Origin of the sequence: Arthrobacter sp. YAF34, assembly GCF_052113245.1 — a bacterium.
In the GTDB taxonomy this organism is placed as follows: Bacteria; Actinomycetota; Actinomycetes; order Actinomycetales; family Micrococcaceae; genus Arthrobacter.
On the sequence record NZ_JBFRCV010000005.1, the window covers coordinates 189,033 to 215,963 of the forward strand.

Below are 26,931 nucleotides of genomic sequence, written 5' to 3' on the forward strand. Positions count from 1 at the left end.
CTCCAACACGGATTCAATGAGGAAACCATGACCCAGATCTTCGACAATCCCGCTGATTTCGCGGATGAGGCACTGGACGGCTTCGTGGCGGCCAACCGCGGCTACGTGGCCCGCGTGGACGGCGGCGTCGTCCGCTCCACCGAGGTCCCGGCCGGGCAGGTTGCCCTGGTGGTCGGTGGCGGCTCCGGGCACTACCCGGCGTTCGCCGGCCTCGTCGGGCCGGGACTGGCCACCGCCTCGGCCTGCGGCAACATGTTCGCCTCGCCCGCGGCCGGCCAGGTCTACCGCGTCGCCAAAGCCGCCAACGCCGGCGGCGGCGTGTTGCTGAGCTACGGCAACTACGCCGGGGACGTCCTGCACTTCGGCCAGGCCCAGCTGCGCCTCAACGCCGAAGGCATCGAGACCCGCACGGTCCTCGTCACCGACGACATCGCCAGCGCCCCGCTGGACCAGATCGAAAAGCGCCGCGGCATCGCCGGGGACCTGACGGTGTTCAAGATCGCCGGCGCCGCCGCGGAGGCGGGACTGAGCCTGGACGACGTCGAACGGCTGGCCATCCGGACCAACTACCGCACCCGGTCGCTCGGTGTGGCCTTCGACGGCTGCACCCTGCCCGGCGCCAACGAACCGCTCTTCCACGTCCCGGCCGGGCACATGTCCCTCGGCCTGGGCATCCACGGCGAACCGGGCATCTCCGATCACCCCATGCCCACCGCCTCCGAGCTGGCAGAACTCCTCGTCAGCAAGCTCCTGGCCGACAAGCCGGACGACGCCGGCACCCGCGTGGTCGCGATCGTCAACGGCCTCGGCACGGTCAAGTACGACGAGCTCTTCCTGCTCTTCGGCAAGATCGAGAAGCTCCTCAGCGCCGCCGGGCTCACCGTGGTGGAGCCCGAATGCGGCGAACTCGTCACAAGCCTGGACATGTCCGGACTCTCCCTGACGCTGCTGTGGCTTGACGAGGAACTCGAGCAGTTCTGGGCCGCCCCGGCGGACACGCCCGCGTTCCGCAAAGGCAACCTGGCGCCCCGCGCCCGCCGCGAACTTGCCGGGCCGGAAGCCGAGAAGGCCGCTGACGTCGAACGCCCCACCGCCGCGGCGGCCGTCCTCGGCCGGCTGGCGGCAGACCTCCTCGGCCAGACGCGGGACGTGATCGTTGAGCACGAGGACGAACTTGGCCGGCTGGATGCCATCGCCGGCGACGGCGACCACGGGATCGGTATGCGCCGCGGGGTGGACGCGGCGGTCGCCGCCGCCGAGCAGGCGGTGGCGAACGACGGCGGCGCCTCCCCGTCGCGGGTCCTGACCGCTGCGGGGGAGGCCTGGAGCGAGCGCGCCGGTGGAACCTCCGGCGCCTTGTGGGGCTCGGCGATCATCGCGGCCGGACTCGCATTGGGCAACCGCGACAGCTATTCCGGCGAGGACGCGGCCGCGGCTGTCGCCGCCTTCGGTGACGCCATCACCGAACTCGGCAAGGCGCAGCCGGGGGACAAAACCATGGTGGATGCGCTGGTGCCGTTCCGGGACGCCTTCCTAGGCGCGCTCGACGGCGGCACCTCCGTGGGCGCATCGCTCGCCGTAGCGGCGGAAGCCGCGCAGGCAGCGGCCGACCGGACGGTCGGGCTCCGGCCGCTCAAGGGCCGGGCCCGTCCCCTCGCCGAAAAGAGCCTCGGCCACCCGGACCCCGGCGCAGTTTCCTTCGCGCTGATCGCGGCCCGGATCTCCACCTACACCGACACTGCAGACACAGAATCCCGGCTCGCCCACCACGAGCCGGCCAAGCAAGGAGCACGAGCATGAGCACAACACCAGGCTGGCGCATCGTCGTCGGCAACGATGAGGCCGGCGTTGAATACAAGAATGCCCTCAAGGCGCTGCTCGAAGCCGACCCCCGGGTGGCGTCCGTGCTGGACGTGGGAGTCGGCGCCAACGACTCCACCGCTTATCCGCACGTGGCCGTCGACGCGGCCCGCAAAATCGCCGACGGCGACGCCGACCGGGCGCTGCTGATCTGCGGCACCGGCCTCGGGGTGGCCATCGCGGCCAACAAAGTTCCCGGCATCCGTGCCGTGACGGCCCATGACAGCTACTCCGTGGAACGGTCGGTCCTGAGCAACAACGCCCAGGTGCTCACGCTGGGTCAGCGCGTCATCGGGCTGGAACTCGCGAAGAAGCTCGTGGGCGAATGGCTGAGCCACCGCTTCGATGAAAACTCCTCCTCCGCCGCGAAGGTGGATGCCATCTGCTCGTACGAACCCGAATACACGAAGGCAGTCTGACCATGACCGAATCACCTAACCCCGTCCCGGCTTTCGAAGCGAACACTGCACCGGACACCGCAGGCACCGTCAACGCCGCCCGCAAGATCGCCGTCGTCGGCTCCGGCTACATGGGCGGCGGGATCGCGCAGGTCCTGGCACTCGGCGGCGCGCGCGTCGCGCTGGCCGACGTGTCCGCCGAGGTGGCGCAGAAGAACTTCGAGCGGCTCCTGGCCGAATCGGACGAATTCGTTGCCGCCGGGCTGTTCCCGCAAGGCTCCACGGAGGTGCTCAAGGAAAACCTGTGGGCCGCCAGGGACATCGAGGAGGCCGTGGCGGACGCCGACTTCATCGAAGAGGCCGTCCCCGAGGTCATCGCGATCAAACACCAGACCCTGGCCCGCATCAGCGCGGCCGCCCGCCCGGATGCCATCATCGGCTCCAACACCTCCACGATCTCCATCGCCGACCTGTCCGAACCGGTCACCAACCCGGAACGGTTCCTGGGCGTTCACTTCTCCAACCCGTCCCCGTTCATCCCCGGCGTCGAAATCATCCCCCACGCCGGCACGTCGGCGGCCACGGTCGGCGCCGTCCGCGAGCTCGTCCATGCCGCCGGCAAGCAGACCGCCGTCGTCAAGGACGTCACCGGCTTCGTGCTCAACCGGCTCCAGTACGCCCTGTTCCACGAGGCCGCCCAGCTGGTGGAGCAGGAGATCGCGACCGCGGAGGACATCGACACGCTGGTCCGCACCACCTTCGGCTTCCGGCTGCCGTTCTTCGGGCCCTTCGCCATCGCCGACATGGCCGGGCTGGATGTCTACAACTTCTGCTACAAATCGCTGCAGACCGACTTCCCGGAACGCTTCGCGACGCCGAAGATCCTCACCGACCTGGTGGAGGCCGGCAAGCTGGGCACCAAGTCCGGGGCCGGGTTCCTCAACGTCCCGGCCGAGCGCACGCCGGAGCTGATCGCGTACCGGAACAAGGCATATGTGGCCATGCAACAGCTGCTCGAGGATCTCGGTCCCGCACCCATCAGCTGAACCCACTCACTTTTCCTACTTTTCAGGAGCACCCATGAGCACTTTCCCCGCAGAACGCACGGCCATCATCACCGGCGCCGTGTCCGAGCGCGGCATCGGCCGCGCCACCGCCGGCTACCTGGCCGCGCAGGGCTGGAACATCGGCATCATTGACCTCGACGACGCCCGCTGCAAGGCCACGGCCAAGGAACTGGCCGCCGAATACGGCGTCAAGGCCTACGGCGCGGGCGCCAATATCGGCGACGAGGCATCCGTGCGTGCCGCCATTAACGAAATCGAAGCCGAACTGCCGCAGATTGTGGCACTCGCCAACGTGGCCGGCGTCAGCTCGCCGGTCCCGTACCTCGAACTCGACGCCGCCGAATGGGACCGGGTGCTGAGCATCAACCTCAACGGCGTCCACTACGCCACCCGCCGCGTGGCCGAATCCATGGTCAAGAACGGCATCGGCCGGATCGTCAACATCTCCTCCGTCTCCGCCCAGCGCGGCGGCGGCACCTTCTCCAAGACGCCGTACTCGGTGGCCAAAGCAGGGGTGATCGGCCTGACCCGGTCCACCGCCCGGGAACTGGGCCCCTACGACATCACGGTCAACGCCATCTCTCCGGGCCCCATCGACACGGACATCATGGGCGGAACCCTCAGCGAGGAACGCAAGGACGAGCTGACCCAAGACCTCGTTGTCAACCGCGTGGGTTCCACCCGGGACGTCGCCGCCGCCATCGCCTTCCTCATCAGCGAGGACGCCGGGTACATCTCCGGCCAGACGCTGAATGTGGACGGCGGACTCTACATGCACTAGGGAAGAAGCCCCCATGGCCAATCACAGCCCCACCTCCGCCGGCACTGGATTCACATCCTGGAGCAAAGGCCGGAAGGTCTACCTCGCCGTCGGGATCCTGGCCTGCCTGGCCGGGGTGCTGATCATCGCCTTCTCGCGATAGCAGGCGTTCCACACCGGCGGTTCGCGCCCACTGTTTCACCTGTTCTACCTTCCTGATCTACTCAATCTGATTCACTCAATGAGGAGTTTTGATGTCCGTAGCAACACCAACCACCAGGGAGCTCCTGGAGACGCCGGTCCTGAAATCGGCCATCTCCAAGGCTTCCCGGCGGCTCATGCCGATGCTCGTCATCCTGTACGTGGTGGCCTTCCTGGACCGCACCAACGTGGGTTTTTCCGAGGCGGCGCTGGGCGTGGACAAGGGCATTAGTGCCGGCGCCTTCGCCCTGGGGGCCGGGATTTTCTTCATCGGCTACGCCCTGTTCGAGATCCCGAGCAACCTGCTCCTGACGAAATTCGGCGCCAAGGTGTGGCTGGCCCGCATCGCCATCACCTGGGGGATCGTCTCCGCCTGCTTCGCGTTTGTGCAGGGCGAGACCTCCTTCATCATCCTGCGCTTCCTGCTGGGCGTGACCGAGGCCGGTCTCTTCCCGGGCGTCATCATGTTCCTGGCCGCGTGGTTCCCCAACAAGGTCCGGGTCAAGATGTTCGCGATCTTCTACCTGGCGCAGCCCTTTTCCCAGATGATGGGCGCGCCGCTTTCGGGCTGGCTGATCAACATCGGCGACCAGGTTCCCGGCGTCCAGGGCTGGCAGGTCATGTTCTTCGTCGAAGGCCTGCTGGCTGTCCTGGCCGGCGTCGCGGCGTACTTCTTCCTGATCAACAGCCCGCAGGACGCGAAGTTCTTGGAAAAGGACGAGAAGGCTGCGCTCCTGGACGTCATGGAACTGGAGGATACCGTCAAGGAAGAGACCGGTCCCCGGGGTGTGCTGGCCGCCATGAAGAACGGCAAGGTTTGGTACTTCACGGTCATCTACTTCTGCCTGCAGGTCGCCGTCTACGGCGTCACGTTCTACCTGCCGCAGCAGGTGGCGCAGCTGACGGGGCAGAAGGTGGGCCTCGCCGTCGGACTCCTGGCGGCCATCCCGTGGTTCTTCGGCATCTTCGCCTGCTACTTCATTGGCAAGGCGGCCAACACCGTGATCCGCCGCCGGGTCTGGGGCACCGGGCTCTTCATCTCCACCGGCCTGTGCATCTTCGGCTCGGCCTGGGCCGGCGCCAACCACCTTCCGGCCCTGGGCATCATCTTCATCAGCCTCGCCGTCTGCAGCTTCCTCTCCATCGGACCCATCGCCTGGTCCTACCCGACGGCGTTCCTGACCGGTACGGCCGCAGCCGCGGGCATCGGCCTGATCAACTCGCTCGGCAACCTGGGCGGCTTCGTCGCGCCGATCCTGCGGACCTCTGTCAACCAAATGACGGCGTCCGACACCGGAACGATGGGTGTCTACGCCTTGGGCGTGCTCCCGTTCCTGGCCGCGGCAATGATGTTCGCGACCAGAAGGTTCAGGAACAAGGCCGACGAGCTGCTGGAACAGTAACCGTACCTTCGGATCAGCTCACCTGATTCCTGTATCAAACAGAAAGCACCGTAATGCAGCAGACCCCCAGCAGCCTGACCACCCCCCCGCGGATCATGGTCGGTGTCAGCACCAAGATGTACCTGGGCTACCGGGACAGTCTGGACTGGCTGGAGCGGCTGCGGCACGAAGTGGACACCCGTCCGGCCCTCGCGGCCGGGCGGGTTGTCCCGTTTGTCATTCCATCGTTTCCTGTCCTGCCCGCGGCAGCGCGCCTGGTGACCGGGTCGCCGCTGCTGCTCGGCGCCCAGAATTGCGGCTGGGCCGACGGCGCGTGGACCGGGGAGGTGGCGCCGTCCATGCTCGCGGAACTCGGCGTCCGGCTGGTGGAAATCGGCCACGCCGAACGCCGCCGCCACTTTGGCGAGGACGACGCCATGGTGGCACTCAAGACCCGCGCGGCGGATGACGCCGGGATCACCCCGTTGCTCTGTGTGGGGGAGACTGAGCGCGGGGAGCCTGACGCGGCTGCGGACTATGTGTACCGCCAGATCGAATCGGCCGTCGACGCCGACTGGAGTCTCGCCGGCCGTTTGGCGGTGGCCTACGAACCGGTCTGGGCCATTGGGGCGGCCGAGCCTGCGGACGCAGTCTACGTGTCCGACGTCGTCCGTGGGCTCCGCGGCCGCCTCGCCTCGGCCGGGACGCCGGAGCTGCCGATCATCTATGGCGGTTCGGCCAAACCCGGGCTGCTGCCCACACTCGAGGGTGTCTCGGGCCTGTTCCTGGGCCGGTTCGCGCACGACCCAGCGAACTTCGGGCGTGTGCTCGACGAGGCACTGCTGCTCGCGGCGCGAAGTGCTGGGTCCCTTGGTCAAGCTAAGGAATGAGCATGTTCCCCTGGTTAGGAGCGAAGAATGGGCATGTTCCCGGGCGCGGATGGCCAAGAGTGGACATGCTCAGCCCAGACTGCAAGGGATGGACATAGTGCCGCGGTGTCCCCCGGCCAGGCCCAAGAATGGGCATGTCCTCCTGAGCTAGGAACGAAAAATGGGCATGTCCTCCTGAGCTAGGGGCAAGGAATGAGCATGTTCCCGGGGCGTGGATGGCCAAGAGTGGACATGCTCAGCCCTGACCGCAAGCAATGGGCATGATGCCGCAGTGTCCATTGGCGAAGCCAAAGAATGGGCATGTCCTCCTGGGCCAGGAGCACAGAATGAGCATGTCCTCCTGGGCTAGGAGCACAGAACGGGCATGTCCCCCCTGGGGCTACGCGCGGACCGACCTCTGGCACAAGCCGATGAACCCGCCCAGTTGTTCCAGACCCTCGGGGTGGGCGGGGAGGTAGTTGGTCAGTTCGGGGGCCCGGACCACGACGGCGCGCCACTGGCCGCGGGACACCGCCACGTTGATCCGGTTGCGTGAGAGCAGGAACTCCATGCCCCGCGGGGCTTCCACCACCGCAGAACACGCCATGGACACGAGCACCACTGCAGCCTCCTGGCCCTGGAACTTATCCACGGTCCCCACCCGCACGCCGGAGAGATTCGCGGCGTCCAAAGCATCGCGGATGAGGTTGACCTGGGCGTTGTAGGCCGCCACCACCAGGATGTCAGCGGCGTTCAGCGGCCGGGTGCCCTGCTCGGAATGCCAGCTCAGACCCAGATGGCGCCGCACCTGGCGGACGACCTCGGCAGCTTCCTCGGGCGACGACGTCGTGTTCCCGCTGTGCGGCACCATGACGGTTTCGATCCCGGAGGGAACGCCCTCCAGACGGCGCAGATCGGCGGAAGGGGCGGAACGCAACCGGCCCTCGTAGGACAACTCCGAGACGGCCAGGCACAGCTCGGAGTTCATCCGCCATGAATCGGCAAGGAAGTAGCCGAGCTCGGGCGGAAGCGTGGCGTGGCCGGCGGAAATCCAGCCCAGGGCCGACTCGTCGACCGGCTCGGGGTGTTTGCCCTGGCTGACCTGCGGCAGCTGCTGCGGGTCGCCGAGCAGCAGCAGGCGGCTGCTGGCCTGCGCCACCGCGAGCGTGTTGGCCAGCGAGAACTGGCCGGCCTCGTCGATCACCAGGAGATCCAATGAGCCGGCCGGGACGGTGGCGCCGGTCATCGTCCACGCCGTGCCGCCGATCAGGGCGCCTCCGGGGGCACCCAGCAGCTCCGCAACGTCCTTGCCGGTGCGCCGGGCCCACGGCAAGGCATCGTTGTGCTTCACGTCCTTGGCTACCAGCGACGGGTCGACCCCGGCCTTGGTGACGGCGGTCTTCAACAGGTTCTCCACCACCGCGTGGGACTGGCCGACCACACAGACTTTCCAGCCGCGCTCCACCAGTCGGGCGATGACGTGGGAACCCACGTGGGTCTTGCCTGTCCCGGGTGGACCCTGCACGGCCAGGTAGGAGTGATCCAGGGCCAGCACCGCCGCCGTGATTGCGTCAATGAAGCGGTCGGGGCCTTCGCCGGGTGCTGGCAGCGGTGCTCCAGCGGTCAGCCTCGGCGGCAGGCGCCGGACAAGGTCAAGCGCAGGATGGCAGGGGAGCGATCCAGACCCCAGGCCAGCGACCGCCGTGTCAGCGAGGGTTGCGAGTGCCTGCTCAAGGCTCCTGGTGGCGAGTGGCTGGTCCTCCGTCAAAGCAATGGGAAGGTCGTTGTGGGGCGGTATCTTCCGGTGCAGCCGGTCCCGGATGATGACGGTGTCCTTGCCGTCCTCGTGCCCCAGCTCCACGACCTCGGTGCCGAACCATCCGCCCCGTCCGGTTCCGTCCTTGCCGGTACCTTCCAATCCGGCGGGAAGCGGAAGCTCGTACATGCGGAACCACTTGCTGCCCTCACGGAGGTCCGACCCGGGACTCACCGTCCCGGTCAGCTTGACCCGCCGCTCCGGAAGTTTGTTCCCCGTCTGCTGCCAGTCGTCGAGGATCTCAGCGGACTCGACGAGGAAAACGTTCCTGTCCCGCTCGTGCGTGTCCGGACCGTGCTCACACCGGTCGAAGTGCGCCCACCAGAATGACTTGCGCTCCCGACGGTGGTAGCTCACAGCCGCGGCCAGCATGGCAACCGCCTTCCGGTCGTCCTCGGTTAAGCCGCTCCCCGGCTCAGCGAACTCCATCAGCGCCAGCTCGGCGGTGCCAAGCGCAGCGTCAACTCCCGGCGGCCCGCCGTCGGGGCCGACATCGCCGCCCATGTCAACGCCGGAAGCCGCGGCGCCGGAAGCCGCGGCGCCGTCTGACGCGGCCCCGCCCGGCTTGATCCCGCGTTCCCTGGCCAGACCGAGCAGCCAGTTCCGCAGCTCCAAGGTCGAGAGGCAGTCGTATTCGTTGTAGTCGGAGATCCCGGCGAGGATCGCAGCCGCCTCCTCGAGCCGGCCGGCGTCGCGCGCATCGCAGTAGTGGGCGTAGGCAACCACGGAGGCCCCAGCGTCCTTCACATCGCCGGAGCGCAGGTTCGTGCCCATGTAGAGCGGCTCGAGCTTCTTGATGCTGTAGGAATTTTCGGAGATTCGGATGCTGTTCCGGACCGTTTGGTACAGGTCCACCAGCAGTCCCTCACGGAGCCACTCGTCCACGATGTCCTCGCCGGCTACGTGCATCACCGAGAGCTTCCGGAGCGCCGTCTTCTCATAGGCGGCGTAGTGGTAGACGTGCATGTCCGGGTGGTCCCGCCGGCGCTTCTCCACGTAGTCCAGAAAGTCGAGGAACGCCTGCTTCTCCGCCTCCCGGGTGTGGGCCCAGAATGGCCGGAAAACCCCGGGCTTGCCGGGCCCGGTGGGTGCTTCGATCACGCCGAACAGGTACTCCAGCCCCCAGACCCCCGTGGCGCTTTCCTGCCACAACGGATCGCCCTCGAAGTCGAAGAAAATATCGCCCGAACTCGGGGCGGGCAGCTCGGCCAGCGTATTCCCGGGCAGGACGCCGTAACGGATACTGTGCTCTTCGCCGTCCTTGAGGTACCAGACTTCGCCGTCGGCAGTGCCGGTACGGCTCTGCATCCGGGCCTGTTCCTGCAGGCGCTGGAGCGGGGGACTGGGGTTGGCCAGACGCGCTTGTGCCAGGCCGGCGACGGTATAGATGCCGCGTTCGTGGAGGTTCTTGCGCTGAACGGAGTTCATCCGCGCCACGAGGAGCAAATCATCGGTGGCCTTGACCTGCTCCTGGCAGTAGTCGCAGCGGCCACAGGCGGTGAGCCCGCGCGCACCCCAGGTCACGGTTCCCGGTTGTGCGATGTGCGCGGCGGTCAGCCCGAGGAAGCGGTCCCTGCGTTCGCGGAAGACCGGGAGGATCTCCGCAAGTTTGTGGTGGCTGCGGACGTAGTCGAAGCCGCCGTCGGCCAACTGGACAGTAGCGCCCAGAACGAGTGTCACCGCCGGATCCACAGGGATCCCGGCCTTCATGAGTTGGTCCCCGTAGGCCGCCAGCTGGAGCAGGGCCGTCACCTTGGCGTGGCGTGCCAGTTTGGTGTCGAAGACGGCGTAGCTTCCGTCCGGCTCCCGCACCAGGAAGTCCGACCGGCCATGGAACCGGCCGTCGAAGAAGGCCGCCTGGAACACGACGTCGGCGCCCGCCCGCAGCGCCTCAATGGACTCAGCATGCTTAGCGGACAGGGTGGCGCGGTCCATGGTGTCCGCAGGTACGACGTCGTACACGCCGCGTCCGGCGGCGGGATCCCAGTGGCCGAAGTCCTCGATGAAACGGTCGAGGACTTTGCGCTCGTGGCGGTCACCCAGCACGGCGGCATGCTGGAGCATCTCGTCCTCGTCGAAGACAGCTCTGGGGGCACGGCCCAGCTTCTCGTCGAGCTTCCGGAGCAGCTGGAACTCACAGCTAGCGGCCACCACAAGATCGCTCGCGGAATAGACCAGGTCCGGTGATGACCCCGGCACCTCAGGTTCAAGGAAAAACACTGTGCCCCCGTTGTTGCTGCGCTCTGATGGATGGCCCTCGTCTGATTAAGCCTTGCACTTGATGAGATCCGGCATGAACCGAGTCCCGCCCTCTGTTGTTCAAGCTATCAAAGACCCCCGACAAGGAAGCAGGAAGCCCGAGCAGGGACCTCCGCTGCCAGCCACCAGAAACCTGTGAAGAGGCGAGGTACCCCTGTCTCCTGTCGCAGGATCGGCGTAGGGTCTGAGAACCATGACAGAACAGCAACCCTATGAGCTGGTCCGGCGCTACGCGCACTTCGAGCTGCGCCGGTATCCCCCGCATGCTGTGGCCGAAATACAGGTCAACGCGACGTTTGATCGGGCCGGGAACGCTGCCTTCCGGCATCTGTTCAACTACATCACTGGCAGCAACACCGCCCAACAGAAGCTGGCGATGACCGCCCCGGTGCTGCAGAGCGGTCCGCTGCCGGGAAGCGACAAGCCCGCTGATTTTGTGGTTGCCTTCGTGCTCCCCGCCGGGTTGACGGCGGCGACGGCGCCGGTCCCGGCGAACTCCGACGTCAAAGTCCGGGACATCACCGGGTCCCTGGCCGCGGCCCTCCGGTTCACGGGCAGCGGCTCGGAAGCTGCTTTTGAACGGCACAACAACGGCCTCAAGGCTGCCCTGGTGGTGGCCGGGCTAACAGCCGTGGGGCCGCCACGATTCGCCCGCTTTGATCCGCCGTTCAAGCCCTGGCTCCTGCGCCACAATGAGGTTGTTCAGGACGTCGAGGAGCCACTACCCCCTCCGGTCTAACCAGGCCGTGGACGCGGGTAAGGCAAAATGGACAGGGTGACTCAACTCCCGCAGCGTCCCGCCTCACCCGCCTCCAGTCCGTCGCCTAAGGCCACGTCCCCCCAGACCCAGGAATCCGGCATCGCCGCCCAGATCGCGGCCGAACTCGGGGTGCAGGCCTGGCAGGTGAAGGCCGCCGTGGACCTGCTCGACGCCGGATCCACCGTGCCCTTCATCGCCCGGTACCGCAAGGAAGCCACCGGGACGCTGGATGACACCCAGCTGCGCGACCTCGAGGAGCGGCTGCGGTACCTGCGCGAACTCGAGGACCGGCGTCGGACCATCCTAGAGGCGATCGCCGCGCAGGGTGCGCTGACCCCGGAACTGCAGGCCGCCGTCGTCGGGGCCGACACGAAGTCGCGGCTCGAGGACATCTACCTCCCGTTCAAGACGAAGCGGCGCACCAAGGCGCAGATCGCCCGCGAGGCCGGCCTGGAACCGCTCGCCGACGCGCTGCTGAAGCGCCCGGAGCTGGACCCGGAGCGCGAGGCCGCCAAATATCTCAACGCCGAACATGCGATCGGGGATGCCGCCGCGGCGCTCGCCGGCGCCCGGGCCATCCTGGTGGAGCGCGTCGCGCAGGACGCCGACCTGGCGGCGACGCTGCGGGAACGGCTCTGGACACAGGGCCGGATGGTGTCCCGGGTCAAGAAGGGCAAGGACGCCGAAGGGCAGAAGTTCAAGGACTACTTCGAGTTCTCCCAGCAGCCGTCCGGGATGCCGTCGCACCGCGTCCTGGCCCTGCTGCGCGGCGAAAAGGACGGGGTGCTGGAACTGGACCTCGCCGAGGCTGACCCGAACGACGACGCCGCCCTCACCGCCGCGCGCGGCCGTTACGAGGCGGCCGTGGCCAGGTACCTCGGGGTTGCCGACCGCGGCCGGCCCGCCGATGGCTGGCTGCTGCAGACCGCCCAGACGGCGTGGCGCTCACGGGTGCTGGCACGGCTGACGGCAGACCTGCGCAGCCGGATGTTTGCCGCAGCCGAAGATGAGGCCGTGCGCGTGTTCGCCGCCAACCTGCGCGACGTGCTGCTCGCCGCGCCTGCCGGGAACCGCGCCACCCTGGGCCTGGACCCGGGGCTGCGGACCGGCGTGAAGGTCGCGGTGGTGGACGGCACCGGCAAGGTGGTTGCCACGGACACCGTCTACCCGCACGCCCCGGCCCGGAAATGGGACGAGGCGCTGCGGACCCTTGTGGGCCTGGCCAGGAAGCACGGCGTCGAACTCGTCGCGATCGGCAACGGCACGGCGTCGAGGGAGACGGACAAGTTGGCCGGGGACCTGTTGAAACAGCTAGCCACGGGGTCGGAAATCAAACCGCAGAAGATCGTGGTGTCCGAGGCCGGAGCGTCCGTCTATTCGGCCTCGGCGCTCGCCGCGGCCGAGCTGCCGGGCATGGACGTGTCCCTGCGCGGTGCCGTCTCGATTGCCCGGAGGCTGCAGGACCCGCTCGCGGAGCTCGTGAAGATCGAGCCGAAGTCAATCGGCGTCGGGCAGTATCAGCACGACGTCACCGCCGCGAAGCTGGACCGCAGCCTGGACGCGGTGGTCGAGGACTGTGTGAATGCGGTGGGCGTGGACGTTAACACCGCCTCACCCGCCCTGCTGAGCCGGGTGGCCGGCGTCGGGCCGCTGCTGAGCGAGAACATCGTGGCCTACCGGAACGAGCACGGCCCGTTCACCAAGCGCAGGGAACTGAAAAAGGTCCCGCGGCTCGGCGCCAAAGCGTTTGAGCAGTGCGCGGGCTTCCTGCGGATCACCGGGGGAGCGGAACCGCTGGACGCCTCCAGCGTGCACCCCGAGGCCTACCCGGTGGCGCGGAAAATCAAGGCGGCCGCCGGGAAAGTGCCGGCGGCGGGAAGCTATGCGGCGCTGAATCCGCGGGACTTCGTGGACGGCTCCTTCGGCCTGCCCACGGTGCAGGACATCATCGCCGAGCTGGAGAAGCCGGGCCGGGACCCCCGTCCGGCCTTCGCGGCGGCCGCGTTCTCGGAAGGGATCGAGAAGATCTCCGACCTCAAACCGGGCATGGTGCTGGAGGGTACCGTGACCAACGTGGCGGCATTCGGCGCATTCGTGGACATCGGGGTGCACCAAGACGGGCTGGTGCACGTGTCCGCGCTCGCCAACCGGTTCGTTTCCGATCCGCGCGAGGTGGTGAAGTCCGGGCAGGTAGTCCGGGTCAAGGTGCTCGAGGCGGATCCGGAGCGGAAGCGGATTTCGCTCACGCTCAGGCTCGACGACGAACCGGCAGCTTCCGGCGGCAGCGCGCCGTCGTCCCGTGGCCGGTCGGGTGACCGGCCGGGCGCGCCCACGACGGCGGCCCCGCGTCAGGCTGGACGGCAGCCCCAGCCGCAACGGTCTGCGCCCCAGCCGCGGACCACGCCCCAGCCGCGGAACAGTCCGGCTCCGGCCAACACCGCGATGGCCGAGGCGCTCCGGCAGGCTGGCCTGGGGAAGTAGCACCGCTTCCACCGTTCATCGCGACACAGCTGCCGCTCGGCGCATAAATACGACGTTTGCTTATCATCTGCACCATGATTGCCGGAGGCAACGGTCTCCACCGCGTGACCTTCGCCTGAAAGTGCTGGACACCGGTGTCGTTGACGAGCAGAGGAGCATGTATGGGCTGGCTGGACCGCGAACGAACTATTGCCCCGCCGGGATTCAACCGGTGGCTCGTGCCGCCTGCGGCGCTCGCCGTGCACCTGTGCATCGGCCAGGCGTATGCGACGAGCGTTTACAAGACGGCGCTGGTGAAGCACTTTGGCGCCAGCCTGACCGAGATCGGCGTGATCTTCTCCATCGCGATCGTGATGCTCGGCCTCTCGGCCGCCATCATGGGCACGTGGGTGGACAGGAACGGGCCGCGCAAGGCGATGTTCACCTCCGCCGTCTTCTGGGCCAGCGGCTTCCTGATCGGGTCCCTGGGCATCTTCAGCGGCCAGCTCTGGCTCGTCTACCTCGGCTACGGCGTCGTCGGCGGCATCGGGCTGGGAATCGGCTACATTTCGCCGGTGTCCACCCTGATCAAATGGTTTCCCGACCGGCCCGGACTCGCCACCGGCATGGCCATCATGGGATTCGGCGGCGGCGCCCTGATCGCCAGCCCCGTCTCCACGGCGCTGCTCAAGATGTACGACCCCAACTCCGGCGCCAAGGGCTGGGTTGCCAGCGGCGATTCGGTGGGCAAGCTCTTCCTGACCCTCGCCGTCGTTTATCTGGCCTACATGATGTTCGGCGCCTTCACCATCAAGGTCCCGGCCGAGGGCTGGGCGCCGGCAGGTTTCGACCCCGCGAAGGTCAAGGCCGCCGCGCTGGTCACCACGGAGAACGTCTCCGCCCGGAACGCGGTCAAGACCAGGCAGTTCTGGCTCGTGTGGATCGCCTTGTTCTGCAACGTCACGGCGGGCATCGGCATCCTGGAACAGGCCGCGCCGATGATCCAGGACTTCTTCCGCCAGCCTGACGGCACCTCCCTGGTCAGCGCCGCTGTGGCCGCCGGCTTCGTGGGGCTGCTGTCCATCGGCAACATGTCCGGCCGGTTCGCCTGGTCCGCCACCTCGGATGCCACCGGCCGCAAGCGCATCTACATGGTGTACCTCGGCGTCGGCGCGCTGCTCTACACCGTCCTTGCGCTGGCCGGCTCGACGTCCACCGTGCTCTACGTGGCCCTCGCGTTTGTCATCATTTCCTTCTACGGCGGCGGGTTCGCGACTGCCCCCGCCTACCTGCGCGACCTCTTCGGCACCTTCCAGGTCGGCGCCATCCACGGCCGTCTCCTGACGGCCTGGTCCGCGGCGGGCGTTGCCGGGCCGTTGATCGTCAATGCCTTCCTGGATGCGCAGGGTAAGCCCGGCGCCCTGAATGCCGCGTCCTACCAGCCCGCCCTGCTGACCATGGTGGGGCTGTTGGTGATCGGCTTCGTGGCGAACCTGCTGGTCTCGCCGGTGGAGGCGCGCTTCCACGAACCCCGTTCCGGCCGAGTCCGGTCCGAAGAACCCGCCATGGAGGCCTGAGATGAGCACTGCACAGACGCCGGTGACACCGTCCACCGGAAAATTGATTATCGCGTGGGGCCTCGTTGGAGTTCCGCTCGTGTACGGCGTCTACGAGACGCTCACCCACGTGGCGGCGCTGTTTGGCTGACACCGGGGTTACAGAAGTCCTCAGCGACCGCCCGGCCTCGGGACGGGTGCCTTTCACCCGCCCCGAGGCGTTCACCACCCGCCCCACGTTGCAAGGCACTTTCGGGATGAGCGCGTCCACGCATTGGCTCCCGACGGCGGCCGCCCAGGCCGTGCTGGAACGCGGCGGAAACGCTTTTGACGCCGCAGTGGCCGGAGCGTTCGTGCTCCATGTCGTGGAGCCGCACCTCAACGGCCCCGGCGGTGACATGACCGGGATCTTCGTCACGGCCGACGAACCGGACCGGCCGGTGGTCCTGATGGGCCAGGGGCCGGCGCCCGCCGGGGCCACCGTGGAGCACTACGTGGCCGAAGGGCTGGACCTCGTGCCGGGCTCCGGTGCCCTGGCCGCGGCGGTGCCCGCCGCCGTCGACGCCTGGTTCCTGCTGCTGCGCGACCACGGAACGTGGGAACTGGGCGCGGTGCTGGAATTCGCGATCGGCTACGCGCGGGACGGCCACCCGATGCTGGGCCGGGTCGGAACCACCATCGCGGCCGTGTCCGCCCTCTTCCAGGCGCATTGGCCCACATCAGCCGAGCTGTGGATGCCCGGCGGCCGAATCCCGGCCGAGGGCGAAGTGGTCCGCAACCCGGCCTACGCCCGGACGCTGCAACGGCTTGTCGACGCCGGGTCCGCGCTGTCCCGGGGTACCTCGTCCCGCGAAGACAGGATCGATGCGGCCCGGCGCGAGTGGCGCGAGGGTTTCGTGGCCAGGGCCATGGTGGAATCGGTCCAGGCACCGCACCGGCATTCCTCGGGCACGGATCACCGCGGGGTGCTTGCCCTGGCGGACCTGGCGGAATTCGAAGCAGGGTATGAGGCCGCCGCCACCGTGGAGTTCCGCGGCCACACGATCGCCAAGACCGGACCCTGGGGCCAGGGGCCGGCGCTGCTGCAAACGCTTGCGATCCTAGCTGGCTTCGAGGACCGCTACCTTGATCCGTCGACTGAGCTGGGCGCCCACACGATCCTGGAGGCACAAAAGCTGGCGCTGGCGGACCGCGAGGCGTTCTACGGCGACACCGAGGTGCCGCTGGCCTACCTGCTGTCCGCTGACTACTGCGCCAGCCGCCGGGCCCTGATCACGGACCTGGCTTCCCATGCCTTCCGTCCCGGTACCGTGCCTGGCCGCCACCCGCATCTGCCGCCGCTGCGCACTAACTACGAACCGCCGGCGCTACCGGGCAACGCCCCCGTGGCCGGATTGGGCGTCGGGGAACCGACCGTGGCGCCGACGGGGGAAACCCGCGGCGATACCTGTCATATCGACGTCGTGGACCGGTGGGGCAACATGGTCTCCGCTACGCCCTCGGGCGGCTGGCTGCAGTCCTCGCCCGCGATCCCGGAGCTGGGCTTCTGCCTGGGCACCCGGCTGCAGATGACCTGGCTGGAACCCGGCACGCCCTCCACGCTGACGCCCGGCAAGCGCCCGCGCACCACGTTGACGCCTACCCTGGTGCTGCGCGGCGGGCGGGCCGTGACGGCGCTGGGTTCGCCCGGCGGCGACCAGCAGGACCAATGGCAGCTGCCCTACCTCCTGCGGACCATCGTGGGCGGCTACTCGCCGCAGCAGGCAATCGACGCGCCGACCTTCCATACGACGTCGATGCCCGGGTCTTTCTGGCCGCGCACGTGGGAGCCTGGGGGCGCCGTCGTGGAGGACCGGTTGGGGGAGGACGTGATCGAGGGCCTTGAGCGGCGGGGTCACGTTGTCACCCGGGCCCGCGACTGGACGCTGGGTCGGCTGTCCGCCGTCGTACGGGATCCCGAAACCGGGGTCCTGCAGGCGGCCGCGAATCCGCGGGGTGCGCAAGGCTACGCCGCGGGCCGGTAGCGGGCGGGGCGTTCAGCGGACGATGCTGTTGAGCTCAATTGTCAGCCGGCAACCTGGAGTTGGTCCATGAAGCGGAGCGATTCAGTGACGATCTGCTGCTGCGCGTCCTCCCGGCTGATGCCGGGCTCGCCATCCCCGGGCTGCTCGCCGTAGTCGCCGAAGAACGCGTGCACGCCGCCCACAACCGTTGCGTACCTGGTGGTCGGCGGGAGCAGGGGCTTCGACGCGGCGATCTTGTCCGGGGTGCTCAGGCCATCGTTTGAGCCGGAGATGGACAGCACCGAGAGCCCCTGGGCGTCCGCCATGTTCTCCGCCGGGTACGAGGCAAACAGCAGCAGCCCGGAGACGTCGGGGTTGGAAGCCACGAAGGCCGAGGCGCTCACGCCGCCCAGCGAATGGCCGCCGACGGCCCACGAGCCGATCTCAGGATGCCGGTCCATGGCGGCGCGGGCCTGGTCCGTTTCCAGCAGGGGGATGCCCAGCGGCACTTTCAAGATGACGACCAGATGGCCCGCGGCTGCAAGTGGTCTTAGGACGTCCTGGTAGGCGTGCGCATCGACCTTGGCACCGGGGTAGAAGACGAGCCCCGTGGTGGCTTTGCCCTCCGGAGCAAGCGTGATCGAGGTGGCGTCTTCTGTGGTGGTCACGCTGGATGTGGATGCGGATGCGGCGGTGTTTCCGGGTTGGTAGGGGAATGGGTTGAGCCACACCAGTACGGCCACGAATCCGAGAACGAAGAGCCTGCCCGCGATCCCGCGCGCGAACTTCCAGCGGGACACTCCGCTGTGTTGGTCATTACCGCGGCGCCACTTGAAACGCGATGTGACGCTTCCGCGGGTTCGGTTGCTGCGGTGCCGCTGCGAGGAGGGCGCATCGCCGGTGTGCCGCTGCGCGGGCGAGATGCCGTCTGCCTGTTGCCCGTGATGGAGCGGATTGCGGTCTTTCGTCAGATTCCAGTGTCTGGCCAGGACCAGCGCCCAGGCGAGACCGGACGCGACCGCCGCCAAGAGCAGGATCGGCAACGCGGGGTGGCCGCCGAGTACTGCCGGGTTACTCAACAGCATCCAGAGCGGAACGACGATCAACGCCGCCGCTACGACGGCGCCGCTCCATTTCAAGACTCCTCGCTTGAGGCCCGTCGCTTCGACACTCCCGGAGTCGAGGCCTTGGGACGCGAGAGGAGGGGCCGTGAGGTGCGCGGACTTCATGTCGGCGCCATGCGGCGGTGGGTCGGTCTCTCTAGACCCGGGCCCTTCCGCTTGGGCATTCGGACGTGCGGGGACAGCAGGGCCGTCTGGATCCTCAGGCATCGCATCCTTCACAGTGCAATAATATCTCCATCATCGAGATAACTGGTTCCAGAAACGCTCCGAGCTTCACTGTCCGTCCGTGGTTAGTTCGTCCGGGGATAGCCGGAACGGGCGAGTGGCGTGGACGCTCCGATCCGAGCCGCGTGGTGCCTGACGGCCGTAGAAATGGCTGCGGCTAGGGGGCCATGGTCATGCGGGGGTCACTATGCGTGGTTATGCGGGGGTGGTGAGGTTGGCGGGGTTGAAGTAGTGGTTGCGGCGGGGCCGCTGGCGGGGGTCGAGGTGGGGTGGCGGGATGAACCAGGGGATGCCGCGTTTGACCTGGATGGTCCAGTGTTCCTTGTGGATCACGTGGTGGTGGTGGGAGCAGAGCAGCACGCCGTTTTCGGTTCCGGTGGTTCCGCCTTGGGACCAGTAGGTGATGTGGTGGGCCTCGCACCAGGTGGCCGGGATGGTGCAGCCGGGGAAGGCGCAGCCGCGGTCGCGGGCGATGAGGGCCTTGCGGTGGTGTGGCGGGAAGATTCTGGAGGCCCGGCCGATGTCCAGGATCCGTCCTTCGCCGCCGAGCAGGACGGGGATGATGTCGGCGTCGCAGGCGATTTTCCGCACGGTCGAGGCCGTGACCGGGCCGGTGAACAGCAGCGATCCGGTCTCCTGCACCGCTCGGGTTGTGAGGTCCGAGCCGGCTCCACCGGCTGCTTCTGTAGCCGCGGTGCCTTCGGCGGGGGTGCCGAGCCGGGCCAGCAGGTCCCGGTAGTCGATGGTGACCATGATCTGCGGGCGCAGACCGCCTGCGACGGGCAGGGCGCCGGTGGCCAGGGCTACCTTGCAGCCCCCGACGAGGCCGTCGAGCAGCTTCTGCGCCCGGGAACGCAGGTCCAGGCCCGCAGCACCTGGGTCCTCCTCCCCGCCGGGACGGTCCTCCATTGTGGAACGGTCCTTGAGGGCGGGACGGTCCTGCATTCTGGGACGGTCCTCCGCGGCGGGCATGGCAGCCTGATCAGGGGCGGTGTCCGGGATGCCCAAATCGTCCGAAACGCCGCCAGCCTGAAATCCGCAGGCCGACGCGCCGGCTGCGCTGACCGTCCCGTCCGGGGAGGCGCCGACGGGGGCGGTTTTCCAGCCTGTGGCAGCGAAGACGGCGGAACCCCAGCCGGGAGTGCCGGCGGCAGCCGAAGTCTCACCCGCAGCGGAATCCCGCCCAGCCGCATCGCCCGTCGCGGGACCCTCGCCGGAGGCGGAGTCCTCGGCCGCGTAAGTGGCCGGGGGCGTGTCCGTGTTTGTAGTGCCGGGGCCCGTGGTGCCGGTGCGGGGGTTGGTGCCGGTGTTCATCACGGTGAGGAGGTGTTCGAACTGCTCGGTGGTCGCGAAGATCTCGAGGTGGTGCAGGCCGTGGCGCTGGCGGCGGATGAAGGCGCCCTGGAGCTGGCGCAGGAGCTCCTCGGAGGGTTCGGCGCCGTCCTGGTCCAGGGCATCGGTCCAGCCGCGGGCCACCCGGGCCAGGAAGTCCTGGTCGTTCTCGGCGGCCGTGCGGGTCAGGGCGTGTTCCATCCGGGCCGCGGCCTCCGCATCGCAGACGTGCCCGACCCGGTCCAGTGCGGCGGTGATGATCGTCGCGGCCCGGGACGCGATCTCGCCGGCGGCGAGGGCGGCGCCGAGTTCCTCGTGCACGGCGGTCACCAGCCGTCCGGCCAGCCCCTGCCGGGGCAGCAGACGCTCGGCGAGGGCGAGCCGGCGCCCGACCTCCGCCGCGCCGATCAGCAGCCGTGCCCGCAGGAATTCTGCGGTATTCCGGTACCCGTCATCCACGGGCGTCTCGACGGCTACAGCGGGGAACACGGCACCGGGTGAAGCATCCTCCCGGGCCACAGCCGCGCCTGTCAGGCCGGCCATGCCGGTCTCGGCGGCCGTGACGGTCTCGGCGCCTGCCGCGGGGGATGCCGGCGCGGACCCTGAGGCGTCGTCGCGCCAGCCGGTGGTCCACGAGGTGCCGGCCCTGCCGGGGTCCGCCGCGGACTGTTTCCGGGCCCGGTCCACCGCGGACGCCGCGACGACCTGCAAGTACTCCACGGTGCGGGAGATTTCCTCCACGTTGCCGGCGAAGTCCGACGCGGCCGCCAAGCCCCAGGACGCCGCGTCCTCCACCACCGTCGCGCTCACGGCGCGCAGCGCGGCCAGGGCGCCGTCCACCCCGAGTTCCCGGGCCCGGACCGCGTCCCGGTCCGCGCCCTGCCCCTCGTCCTCGAAAGGAATGAAATCCCTGGCGGCTTCCATGACTCAAATCTAGTTGGGGGGTCCGACAGTTTTAGCGGGCATCGCGCTTTACCACTGGCAGGCGCGGGGCACTGGTCGGCCAGCGATCAGGCCGCATTCACGTCGAGTGGTTTAGGACGCGTGGCCGGCCAAATTGCGTGCGGACACCGGGGGAGAAAACGACAGATTCCGGCGGTCCCGTGACGTCGATTCCCGCAGCCCGTACAAGTTGATCCTCAAGTCGGGTAAGCCGCGCCCCGTACAGCGGCCACGCACTATGAGTATTGGGAATGTAAAGGGTCCTGCCCCTCAACCGGGAATGCAGACCGAACCGGGCCGTCAGGTGGATTGATAACGGGTCGGTCGCCTCGACGTCGAACTCGGGGACGACGGCGAAGTCGGTCCGGGCTCCGCCCCGGAACCGACGCACCGCGTACCCGACCTCCGGGCCTGGCCCCGCGGGGATGGCGCCTGAGCCCACCGGTTGGACGCCGGCGCCTGGACCCACCGGGTCGACACCGGGCGCGGGACCGCGCGGTCCCGCGGAACGCCAGGTCTCCCCGTGCAGGAAGCTGGTGTGCGACCAGACGTAAGGGATCCCGGCAGCCCGGGCAGCGAGGACAACAGCCAGCCGGGACGCATCAAGGCTCAGGAACACGACGCCCCGGGTGCCGTCCGGCTCGCGGGAGTAGAGGCGCACATTGATTTCGTTGAAGCTTCCGAAATACGGGACGGCCGGTCCGCGGCCCAGACCCGCGCCCAGCATCCGGAAACCGATCAGCCCCACCCAGGCGGATCCGTCAAAGCTGTCCGGGACAACGCCGGGCGGCATGAACGACGCCGCTACCGGCTCAGGGATGCGCCAGTGCAGGAAGACGGCATCGGTCCAGTGCTGATCCATGATGATCGGTTGCGGAAGGTCCGGGGCTTCCGGCCAGGGATCCAGGCCCATGAGCTTGTGCCCTTCTCGGTGGGGGGTACCGCTCCGTCTACATAGGCGGTGCGACTCTCGGGGTCAGGGGTGGCGCACTAGTTCAGCGGCCTGGTGCCGTCTGGAAGTGCACCGCCGGCCAGCAGCTCCGCCGCCGCCTCGGCCAGTGCCGTCAGCGCTACGCGCTGGGTCCACGGGCCGTATGAGATACGGGCCACGCCCAGCTCCTGCAGTTTGGCCGGGGCCAGCGACCCTGGCACGTTGATGACCGACACCTTGTTCCAGCCGATTCCTTCCACCAGCGCGGCGACTGTGGCTTCGTCCAGCAGGCCCGGCACGAACACGGTGGTGGCGCCTACATCGAGGAACGCGCGGCCGCGCTCGATTGCCTCGGCCCGTACTGCGGCGGGATCGCGGCTCCCTGCCTTGAGGAAAGCGTCGGTGCGCGCGTTGAGGACGAAATCGATGCCCTCGGCCTCGGCAGCGAGCGTCGCGGCACGCATCTGGTCAACGGCATCGGCGAGTGGACGCATCTGGTCTTCGATGTTGGCCCCGACAATCCCGACGCCGATCGCCTTGCGCACCGTCTCGCCGGGGTTTCCGTAGCCGGATTCAAGGTCTGCGGTGACGGGCAGCGAAGTGGCGGCAGCGATCAGGCCGACGGCGGCGATCATGTCATCCACCGGGATGTTCTCGCCGTCGTCATAGCCGCGGGACGCGGCGATGGAGTGGCTGGCTGTAGCCAGCGCCTTCGTCCCCGGCACGTCGGCAACCACTTTCGCGGTGACGGCGTCCCAGACGTTGATGACCTGGAGGATCTCCGGGGCCAGGTGCAGCCGGAGCAGTTCGGTGGCCTTGGGGGCGAGAGAATGCGCTGCTTCTGTCATCCCGCGAGCCTAGCGGGATGCCGCGCCGCCCGGAAGGGGTTTCAGCCGGTCACGGAAGAACTAGAGGGACCCCCGCGCGGCGTCTGCCACGGCCAACGTCCCGTGATTTCCAGCTCGAGCGAGAAGCTCAGGAAGGTCCGGATGAGCACAATGATGCCCAGCACGCCGACCCCCTCGAAGGTCGGTGTGACGGCGACCGACCGGATGATGTCGGCCGCGACCAGCAGTTCCAGGCCAAGGAGGATGGAGCGGCCCAGCAGCTGCCGGTACGAGCGGTAGACCGTCAGCGGCTCGGAGCCCGCTGGCAGGCGTTCCGGCTGGTATCCGCGTAGCGCCAGGGGGATGGATACGAGGGCGCCAATCACCATGACAGCCACCCCGGCGAAGTCCATGAAGCCGCCGACCGACTCAATAATGTGTTGAAAATCCATAGTTCCCCTCAGAGAAGTGGGCGGTGAACATCGCGGCTGGGCTTAGGGGTGCCGGACGCCGACGCCGGCAAGGATGGCCCGGTAGCCTTCGCGGAAACTCGGGTAGTGAAACTCGAAACCGGTGCTGCGGAGCAGCGCGTTGCTGACCCGCTTGTTGCCGCCGCGGGACGGTTCGCCACTGCGCGCCGCGCCATTCGCGCCAGTGCCACCGTTCGACGTCGATGCGCCAGTGCCGTCCCCGGACCCACCGGCGGATTCCGACGGCGGCTGGGGGAGCCCCAGCTCGGCGGCCAGGAAGCCCAGGACGTCGCCGAGCTCGGCCGGCTCGTCGTCGACGCCCAGATACACGGGCCCGGGAACCGTGTCCATGGTGCACAGGTGGACGATGGCAGCGGCGGCGTCATCCCGGTGGATGCGGTTGGTGAAGCGCGACGACGCCGGCATCACCGCAGTTCCGCCTCGGACCTGGTCGATCAGCCGGGTCCGGCCCGGACCGTAGATCCCTCCGAGTCGCAGCACCACCGGGGTGATGCCGGTGCCGCGCAGGCGGCTGTAGAGGAGTTCCTCGGCTTCGCGGATGATGCGGCCCGAGAAGCCGCCAGGTTCCGGCGTCGTGCGTTCATCGATCCAGCCGCCGCCGGCGTCGCCGTAAACAGCGGTCGAGGAGACAAACAAGATCCGGCGGACGCCGGCCCCGGATGCCAGAACCGCGTCCAGCACGTGGGCGAGGCCATCCACGTAGGCGGCCCGGTAAGCATCTTCTGTAGGGGAATCCGCGGCAATCGCGACCACGACGGCGGTGGTATCCGCCGGGACGGGCGGCAGTTCACTCGAGCTCAGGTCCGCGGCGACCCCCTCGATGGCGGCCGGAAGTTTCTCGGGCGAGCGGCGCCACCCCACCACGCGGTGGCCGGCCGCGGCGAAACGCAGCCCGGCCTCGGTGCCCAGATCGCCGCAACCGGCCAGCAGTACAGTCATAAGGCCAGTCTGCCAGCCTTCGGGAGCCGCCACGGTCAGGCTTGAGCAAATCTTGAAGTGATCTTGCAGCCCACTGAAGCATTGCCTTGAAGGTGTCCGGGCATCGTTGTATGGGTCAGCCGGGGGCTGGCGGATACGACTACTTCGCTCGGCCACGGCCGGCTCCACGAAACGGATATCTCATGGGTCTCAGCCTCAAGTCCACGTCCAGCAAGGTCCTTGCCTCCGCTGCACTCCTCGCCGCCGCTGCAGGCGTGGCCGGCATGGGCACCTACGGTGGCTTCACCGCCAGCACGTCTGCTTCAACCACGGTCGACGCTGCCAGGGTGGTGCTGACTGGTGCCGACGCCGGCACGATCAGCGTCCAGGCCGCAAAGGTCATTCCGGGTGACACCATGGAACGAACCCTCAACCTGGTTAACGGGAGCACCATCGACTTGGCCGGGATCGCACTCACGACCACGGCCTCCTCCACGAATCTCCTGACCTCGGACCTCAGCAACGGCCTTCAGTTGCAGATCGACACCTGCCCCGTTGCGTGGACCGGGTCCGGAACCGGACCATACACCTGCAGTGCTGCGGGGACGCCTGCACAAGGCACTGCCGTCCTTGCCAAGCGCGCCGTGATCGGACAGAACATGGCGTTGTCGGGCCTCACATCCACGAGCGTTGGAAAGACCGACTTTCTTCGCGTAAAGATGTCGCTTCCGACTACCGCGAATGACGACTTCCAAGGCCTGACCAACGGTGTCTCCTTCGCTTTCAGCGCTGTGACCCGCGGCGTCACCAACAAGTAGTCACACCTCACAGGGACCCGGACCGGTCGGCATACGGCCAGTCCGGGTCCCTGACGGTTTCGGCAGCATCTTCATAGGCAGGAGCGACCAGTTGTGAGCACGACGGATCAGGTGCAAACCCGCAGCTCGGCCAAATTCGACGGCGTCCGGGCCAGCCATGGACGACGTCGAGCCGTGCGGGCGCCCGCCGCCCGCGGGCGCCCGGTGTCCAAGGCTACTGCCGCGGCCGGACGAGCCATCTTCACCCTCATCCTCATTGTCGCTGCCCTGGTATTCCTCTTTCTCGCCGTCGGGCCGCGCTTCCTGAACTACCAGACGTCCACCATGCTCACGGGGAGCATGTCGCCAGGAATCAACCCGGGCGACGTGGTGGTCAGCGTGCGAACGCCGGTCTCCGAACTGAAGGTTGGGGACGTTATTACGTACAGCATCCCGATTGATGATCACCGGATTGAGACCCACCGGGTGGCCCGTATCAAGCGCGACGACGCCGGCACCACGTCCGTGACCACCAAGGGTGACGCCAATGCAGGGGCAGATCCCTGGACTGCCGTGCTGTCCGAGGACTACGTCTACACGCAAGCGGGTGTGGTGCCGTATCTTGGCGACGTCATCAGGGCACTGCGTCAGCCGTTGATCCAGTCAGTGTTCCTCTACGGCGCGTCTGCCCTGCTGGTCGTCGTCGTGCTGACGGCGATCTGGCGGAAGCCCAGGGAATCCGTCTCCGGGGCGCTCGCCGAGCTAACTGCGGACGATGATCCGGGCGTTGGTCCGGAAAAACTCAGGAGCTAACCCGCGGTGGCGTGATCGTGGAGGCTGGACATGTCGACAAGATCGCTCGCCGCTTCCACCGGCGCCATCCGGTAGCCAACGCCGCGTACCGTGCGGATGAACCGCGGTTCGCGGCCTTTGTCGCCGAGCTTCTTGCGCAGGTTGCCGATATGCACCTCCACGAGATGCTCGTCCATAGGCCACTCGGTGCCCCACACCTTGGTCAAGAGGGCCCTGCGGGTCCACACCCGCTTCGGCGCCCCGGCCAGGGCCTCCAGCAGGTCAAATTCCGTGCGCGTCAGCTCCAGTTCGACGCCGTCAATGGACGCCGCCCGCCCTTCGGCCTCAACAACTAACGGACCGTGCCGGACGACGCCGTCGGCAAGGGAGTGGATACCGGCGCCGCCCGCGGTGGTGGCCTCGGGCAACGGCGGGTCGGCAGACTCGGGCGAGACGGGCGAGACGTCGCTCGCCCGGCGTCGTGGGGGCTCGGCCTGAGGGGGAGCGGTCAGCGGGAAGGGTGCGTAACCCGCTTCGTGCACAACGTCGTCCGCCCGGCGACGCTGATTATGCGGCAGCGCGTTAGCTGATCCGGGTGACCCTGACGATGAGTTGCCGGGCGCGACCGGCATGAAATCCGTCGCGCGGCGCCGCGGCGTGGGGCGTTGAGGGGTTGGCCGGTGGCGCCGCATCACCGTCGTCACACGGGCCTGGACCAAGCGCGGGCTGAACGGCTTCCGGATGAAATCATCGGCGCCGATCTCCAGTCCCATCAACTCGTCGATCTCGTCCGTGCGGGCCGTGATCATGACGACGTAGGCGTCGGAGAATTTGCGCAGCCGGCGGCACACCTCCACGCCGTCCAAATCGGGCAGGTCCAGATCCAGAGTGACAAGATCCGGCTGGTGTTCCTGGATCTTCAGGAGGGCTTCGGTTCCGGAGCCGGCCTCAAAAACGACAAAACCCTGCAACTGAAGTGTCCGACGGATGAGGAGTCGAACGTCGACGTCATCATCTACAACCACGGCGCGTAGCTGACTGCCCGGTGAATTCAACATAACCCCAGCTTCTAAGACCAAGCGACCCGCGTGCAGCAACCACGCCATGCGTCACGGGATGTGACACAAGCCACAGGCGCAACAGTGCGATTCAGGCTAACAC

Annotated in this window: 22 protein-coding genes; 14 read left to right on the forward strand and 8 right to left on the reverse strand. The window is 67.9% G+C overall.

What is annotated here, in order from left to right:
* The first annotated feature begins 27 nt into the window (after window positions 1-27).
* From AB4Y72_RS08320 to AB4Y72_RS08350, 7 genes are all read left to right on the forward strand, one after another.
* The gene (locus AB4Y72_RS08320; RefSeq protein WP_441425681.1) at window positions 28-1,800 is read left to right on the forward strand and encodes a dihydroxyacetone kinase family protein; all 1,773 of its coding nucleotides are present in this window, start codon (window positions 28-30) and stop codon (window positions 1,798-1,800) included.
* Window positions 1,797-2,279: a ribose-5-phosphate isomerase gene (locus AB4Y72_RS08325; RefSeq protein WP_441425682.1), complete on the forward strand. Its 483-nt coding sequence runs from the start codon at window positions 1,797-1,799 to the stop codon at window positions 2,277-2,279. The genes AB4Y72_RS08320 and AB4Y72_RS08325 overlap by 4 nt, the downstream gene beginning before the upstream one ends.
* Window positions 2,280-2,281: 2 nt before the next feature.
* Window positions 2,282-3,304 (forward strand): 3-hydroxyacyl-CoA dehydrogenase family protein, encoded by a 1,023-nt coding sequence (locus AB4Y72_RS08330; RefSeq protein ID WP_441425683.1) that lies wholly within the window; start codon window positions 2,282-2,284, stop codon window positions 3,302-3,304.
* Between the two features lie 34 nt (window positions 3,305-3,338).
* The gene (locus tag AB4Y72_RS08335; RefSeq protein WP_441425684.1) at window positions 3,339-4,106 is read left to right on the forward strand and encodes an SDR family NAD(P)-dependent oxidoreductase; all 768 of its coding nucleotides are present in this window, start codon (window positions 3,339-3,341) and stop codon (window positions 4,104-4,106) included.
* A 13-nt stretch (window positions 4,107-4,119) separates the two neighbouring features.
* Window positions 4,120-4,248: a hypothetical protein gene (locus AB4Y72_RS08340; RefSeq protein ID WP_441425685.1), complete on the forward strand. Its 129-nt coding sequence runs from the start codon at window positions 4,120-4,122 to the stop codon at window positions 4,246-4,248.
* A 91-nt stretch (window positions 4,249-4,339) separates the two neighbouring features.
* Window positions 4,340-5,689: an MFS transporter gene (locus AB4Y72_RS08345; RefSeq protein ID WP_441425686.1), complete on the forward strand. Its 1,350-nt coding sequence runs from the start codon at window positions 4,340-4,342 to the stop codon at window positions 5,687-5,689.
* A 53-nt stretch (window positions 5,690-5,742) separates the two neighbouring features.
* Complete coding sequence (locus AB4Y72_RS08350) at window positions 5,743-6,558, forward strand: triose-phosphate isomerase family protein (protein ID WP_441425687.1); 816 nt, start codon at window positions 5,743-5,745, stop codon at window positions 6,556-6,558.
* A 379-nt stretch (window positions 6,559-6,937) separates the two neighbouring features.
* On the opposite strand, the gene AB4Y72_RS08355 is transcribed toward AB4Y72_RS08350, so the two are convergent.
* Window positions 6,938-10,573 (reverse strand): TM0106 family RecB-like putative nuclease, encoded by a 3,636-nt coding sequence (locus AB4Y72_RS08355; RefSeq protein ID WP_441425688.1) that lies wholly within the window; start codon window positions 10,571-10,573, stop codon window positions 6,938-6,940.
* Window positions 10,574-10,805: 232 nt separating this feature from the next.
* On the opposite strand from AB4Y72_RS08355, the gene AB4Y72_RS08360 reads away from it, so the two are divergent.
* From AB4Y72_RS08360 to AB4Y72_RS08380, 5 genes are all read left to right on the forward strand, one after another.
* Window positions 10,806-11,351 (forward strand): SOUL family heme-binding protein, encoded by a 546-nt coding sequence (locus AB4Y72_RS08360; RefSeq protein ID WP_441425689.1) that lies wholly within the window; start codon window positions 10,806-10,808, stop codon window positions 11,349-11,351.
* Between the two features lie 27 nt (window positions 11,352-11,378).
* Complete coding sequence (locus tag AB4Y72_RS08365; protein WP_441425690.1) at window positions 11,379-13,853, forward strand: Tex-like N-terminal domain-containing protein; 2,475 nt, start codon at window positions 11,379-11,381, stop codon at window positions 13,851-13,853.
* Between the two features lie 161 nt (window positions 13,854-14,014).
* Entirely contained in the window at window positions 14,015-15,409 is a 1,395-nt protein-coding gene (locus tag AB4Y72_RS08370) for an OFA family MFS transporter (RefSeq protein WP_441425691.1), read from the forward strand.
* A gap of 1 nt (window position 15,410) precedes the next feature.
* The gene (locus AB4Y72_RS08375; protein ID WP_441425692.1) at window positions 15,411-15,539 is read left to right on the forward strand and encodes an MFS transporter small subunit; all 129 of its coding nucleotides are present in this window, start codon (window positions 15,411-15,413) and stop codon (window positions 15,537-15,539) included.
* A gap of 106 nt (window positions 15,540-15,645) precedes the next feature.
* Window positions 15,646-17,412, forward strand: coding sequence for a gamma-glutamyltransferase family protein (locus AB4Y72_RS08380; RefSeq protein ID WP_441425693.1), 1,767 nt, complete (start codon window positions 15,646-15,648; stop codon window positions 17,410-17,412).
* 41 nt (window positions 17,413-17,453) lie between these two features.
* On the opposite strand, the gene AB4Y72_RS08385 is transcribed toward AB4Y72_RS08380, so the two are convergent.
* From AB4Y72_RS08385 to AB4Y72_RS08410, 6 genes are all read right to left on the reverse strand, one after another.
* Entirely contained in the window at window positions 17,454-18,620 is a 1,167-nt protein-coding gene (locus AB4Y72_RS08385) for an alpha/beta hydrolase (RefSeq protein ID WP_441425694.1), read from the reverse strand.
* A 315-nt stretch (window positions 18,621-18,935) separates the two neighbouring features.
* Window positions 18,936-20,996, reverse strand: a complete 2,061-nt coding sequence (locus AB4Y72_RS08390) for a DUF222 domain-containing protein (protein WP_441425695.1) — start codon at window positions 20,994-20,996, stop codon at window positions 18,936-18,938.
* Between the two features lie 97 nt (window positions 20,997-21,093).
* Complete coding sequence (locus AB4Y72_RS08395; RefSeq protein WP_441425696.1) at window positions 21,094-21,927, reverse strand: YqjF family protein; 834 nt, start codon at window positions 21,925-21,927, stop codon at window positions 21,094-21,096.
* Window positions 21,928-22,004: 77 nt separating this feature from the next.
* Complete coding sequence (locus AB4Y72_RS08400) at window positions 22,005-22,793, reverse strand: isocitrate lyase/PEP mutase family protein (RefSeq protein WP_441425697.1); 789 nt, start codon at window positions 22,791-22,793, stop codon at window positions 22,005-22,007.
* Between the two features lie 41 nt (window positions 22,794-22,834).
* The gene (locus AB4Y72_RS08405; protein WP_441425698.1) at window positions 22,835-23,224 is read right to left on the reverse strand and encodes a DUF1622 domain-containing protein; all 390 of its coding nucleotides are present in this window, start codon (window positions 23,222-23,224) and stop codon (window positions 22,835-22,837) included.
* 42 nt (window positions 23,225-23,266) lie between these two features.
* Window positions 23,267-24,202, reverse strand: coding sequence for an SDR family oxidoreductase (locus AB4Y72_RS08410; RefSeq protein ID WP_441425699.1), 936 nt, complete (start codon window positions 24,200-24,202; stop codon window positions 23,267-23,269).
* Between the two features lie 182 nt (window positions 24,203-24,384).
* On the opposite strand from AB4Y72_RS08410, the gene AB4Y72_RS08415 reads away from it, so the two are divergent.
* Entirely contained in the window at window positions 24,385-24,999 is a 615-nt protein-coding gene (locus AB4Y72_RS08415) for a TasA family protein (RefSeq protein ID WP_441425700.1), read from the forward strand.
* Window positions 25,000-25,092: 93 nt separating this feature from the next.
* Entirely contained in the window at window positions 25,093-25,791 is a 699-nt protein-coding gene (locus AB4Y72_RS08420; protein ID WP_441425701.1) for a signal peptidase I, read from the forward strand.
* Here AB4Y72_RS08420 and AB4Y72_RS08425 read toward each other — a convergent pair.
* Window positions 25,788-26,795 (reverse strand): response regulator transcription factor, encoded by a 1,008-nt coding sequence (locus AB4Y72_RS08425; RefSeq protein WP_441425702.1) that lies wholly within the window; start codon window positions 26,793-26,795, stop codon window positions 25,788-25,790. The genes AB4Y72_RS08420 and AB4Y72_RS08425 overlap by 4 nt on opposite strands.
* Window positions 26,796-26,931 lie beyond the last annotated feature (136 nt).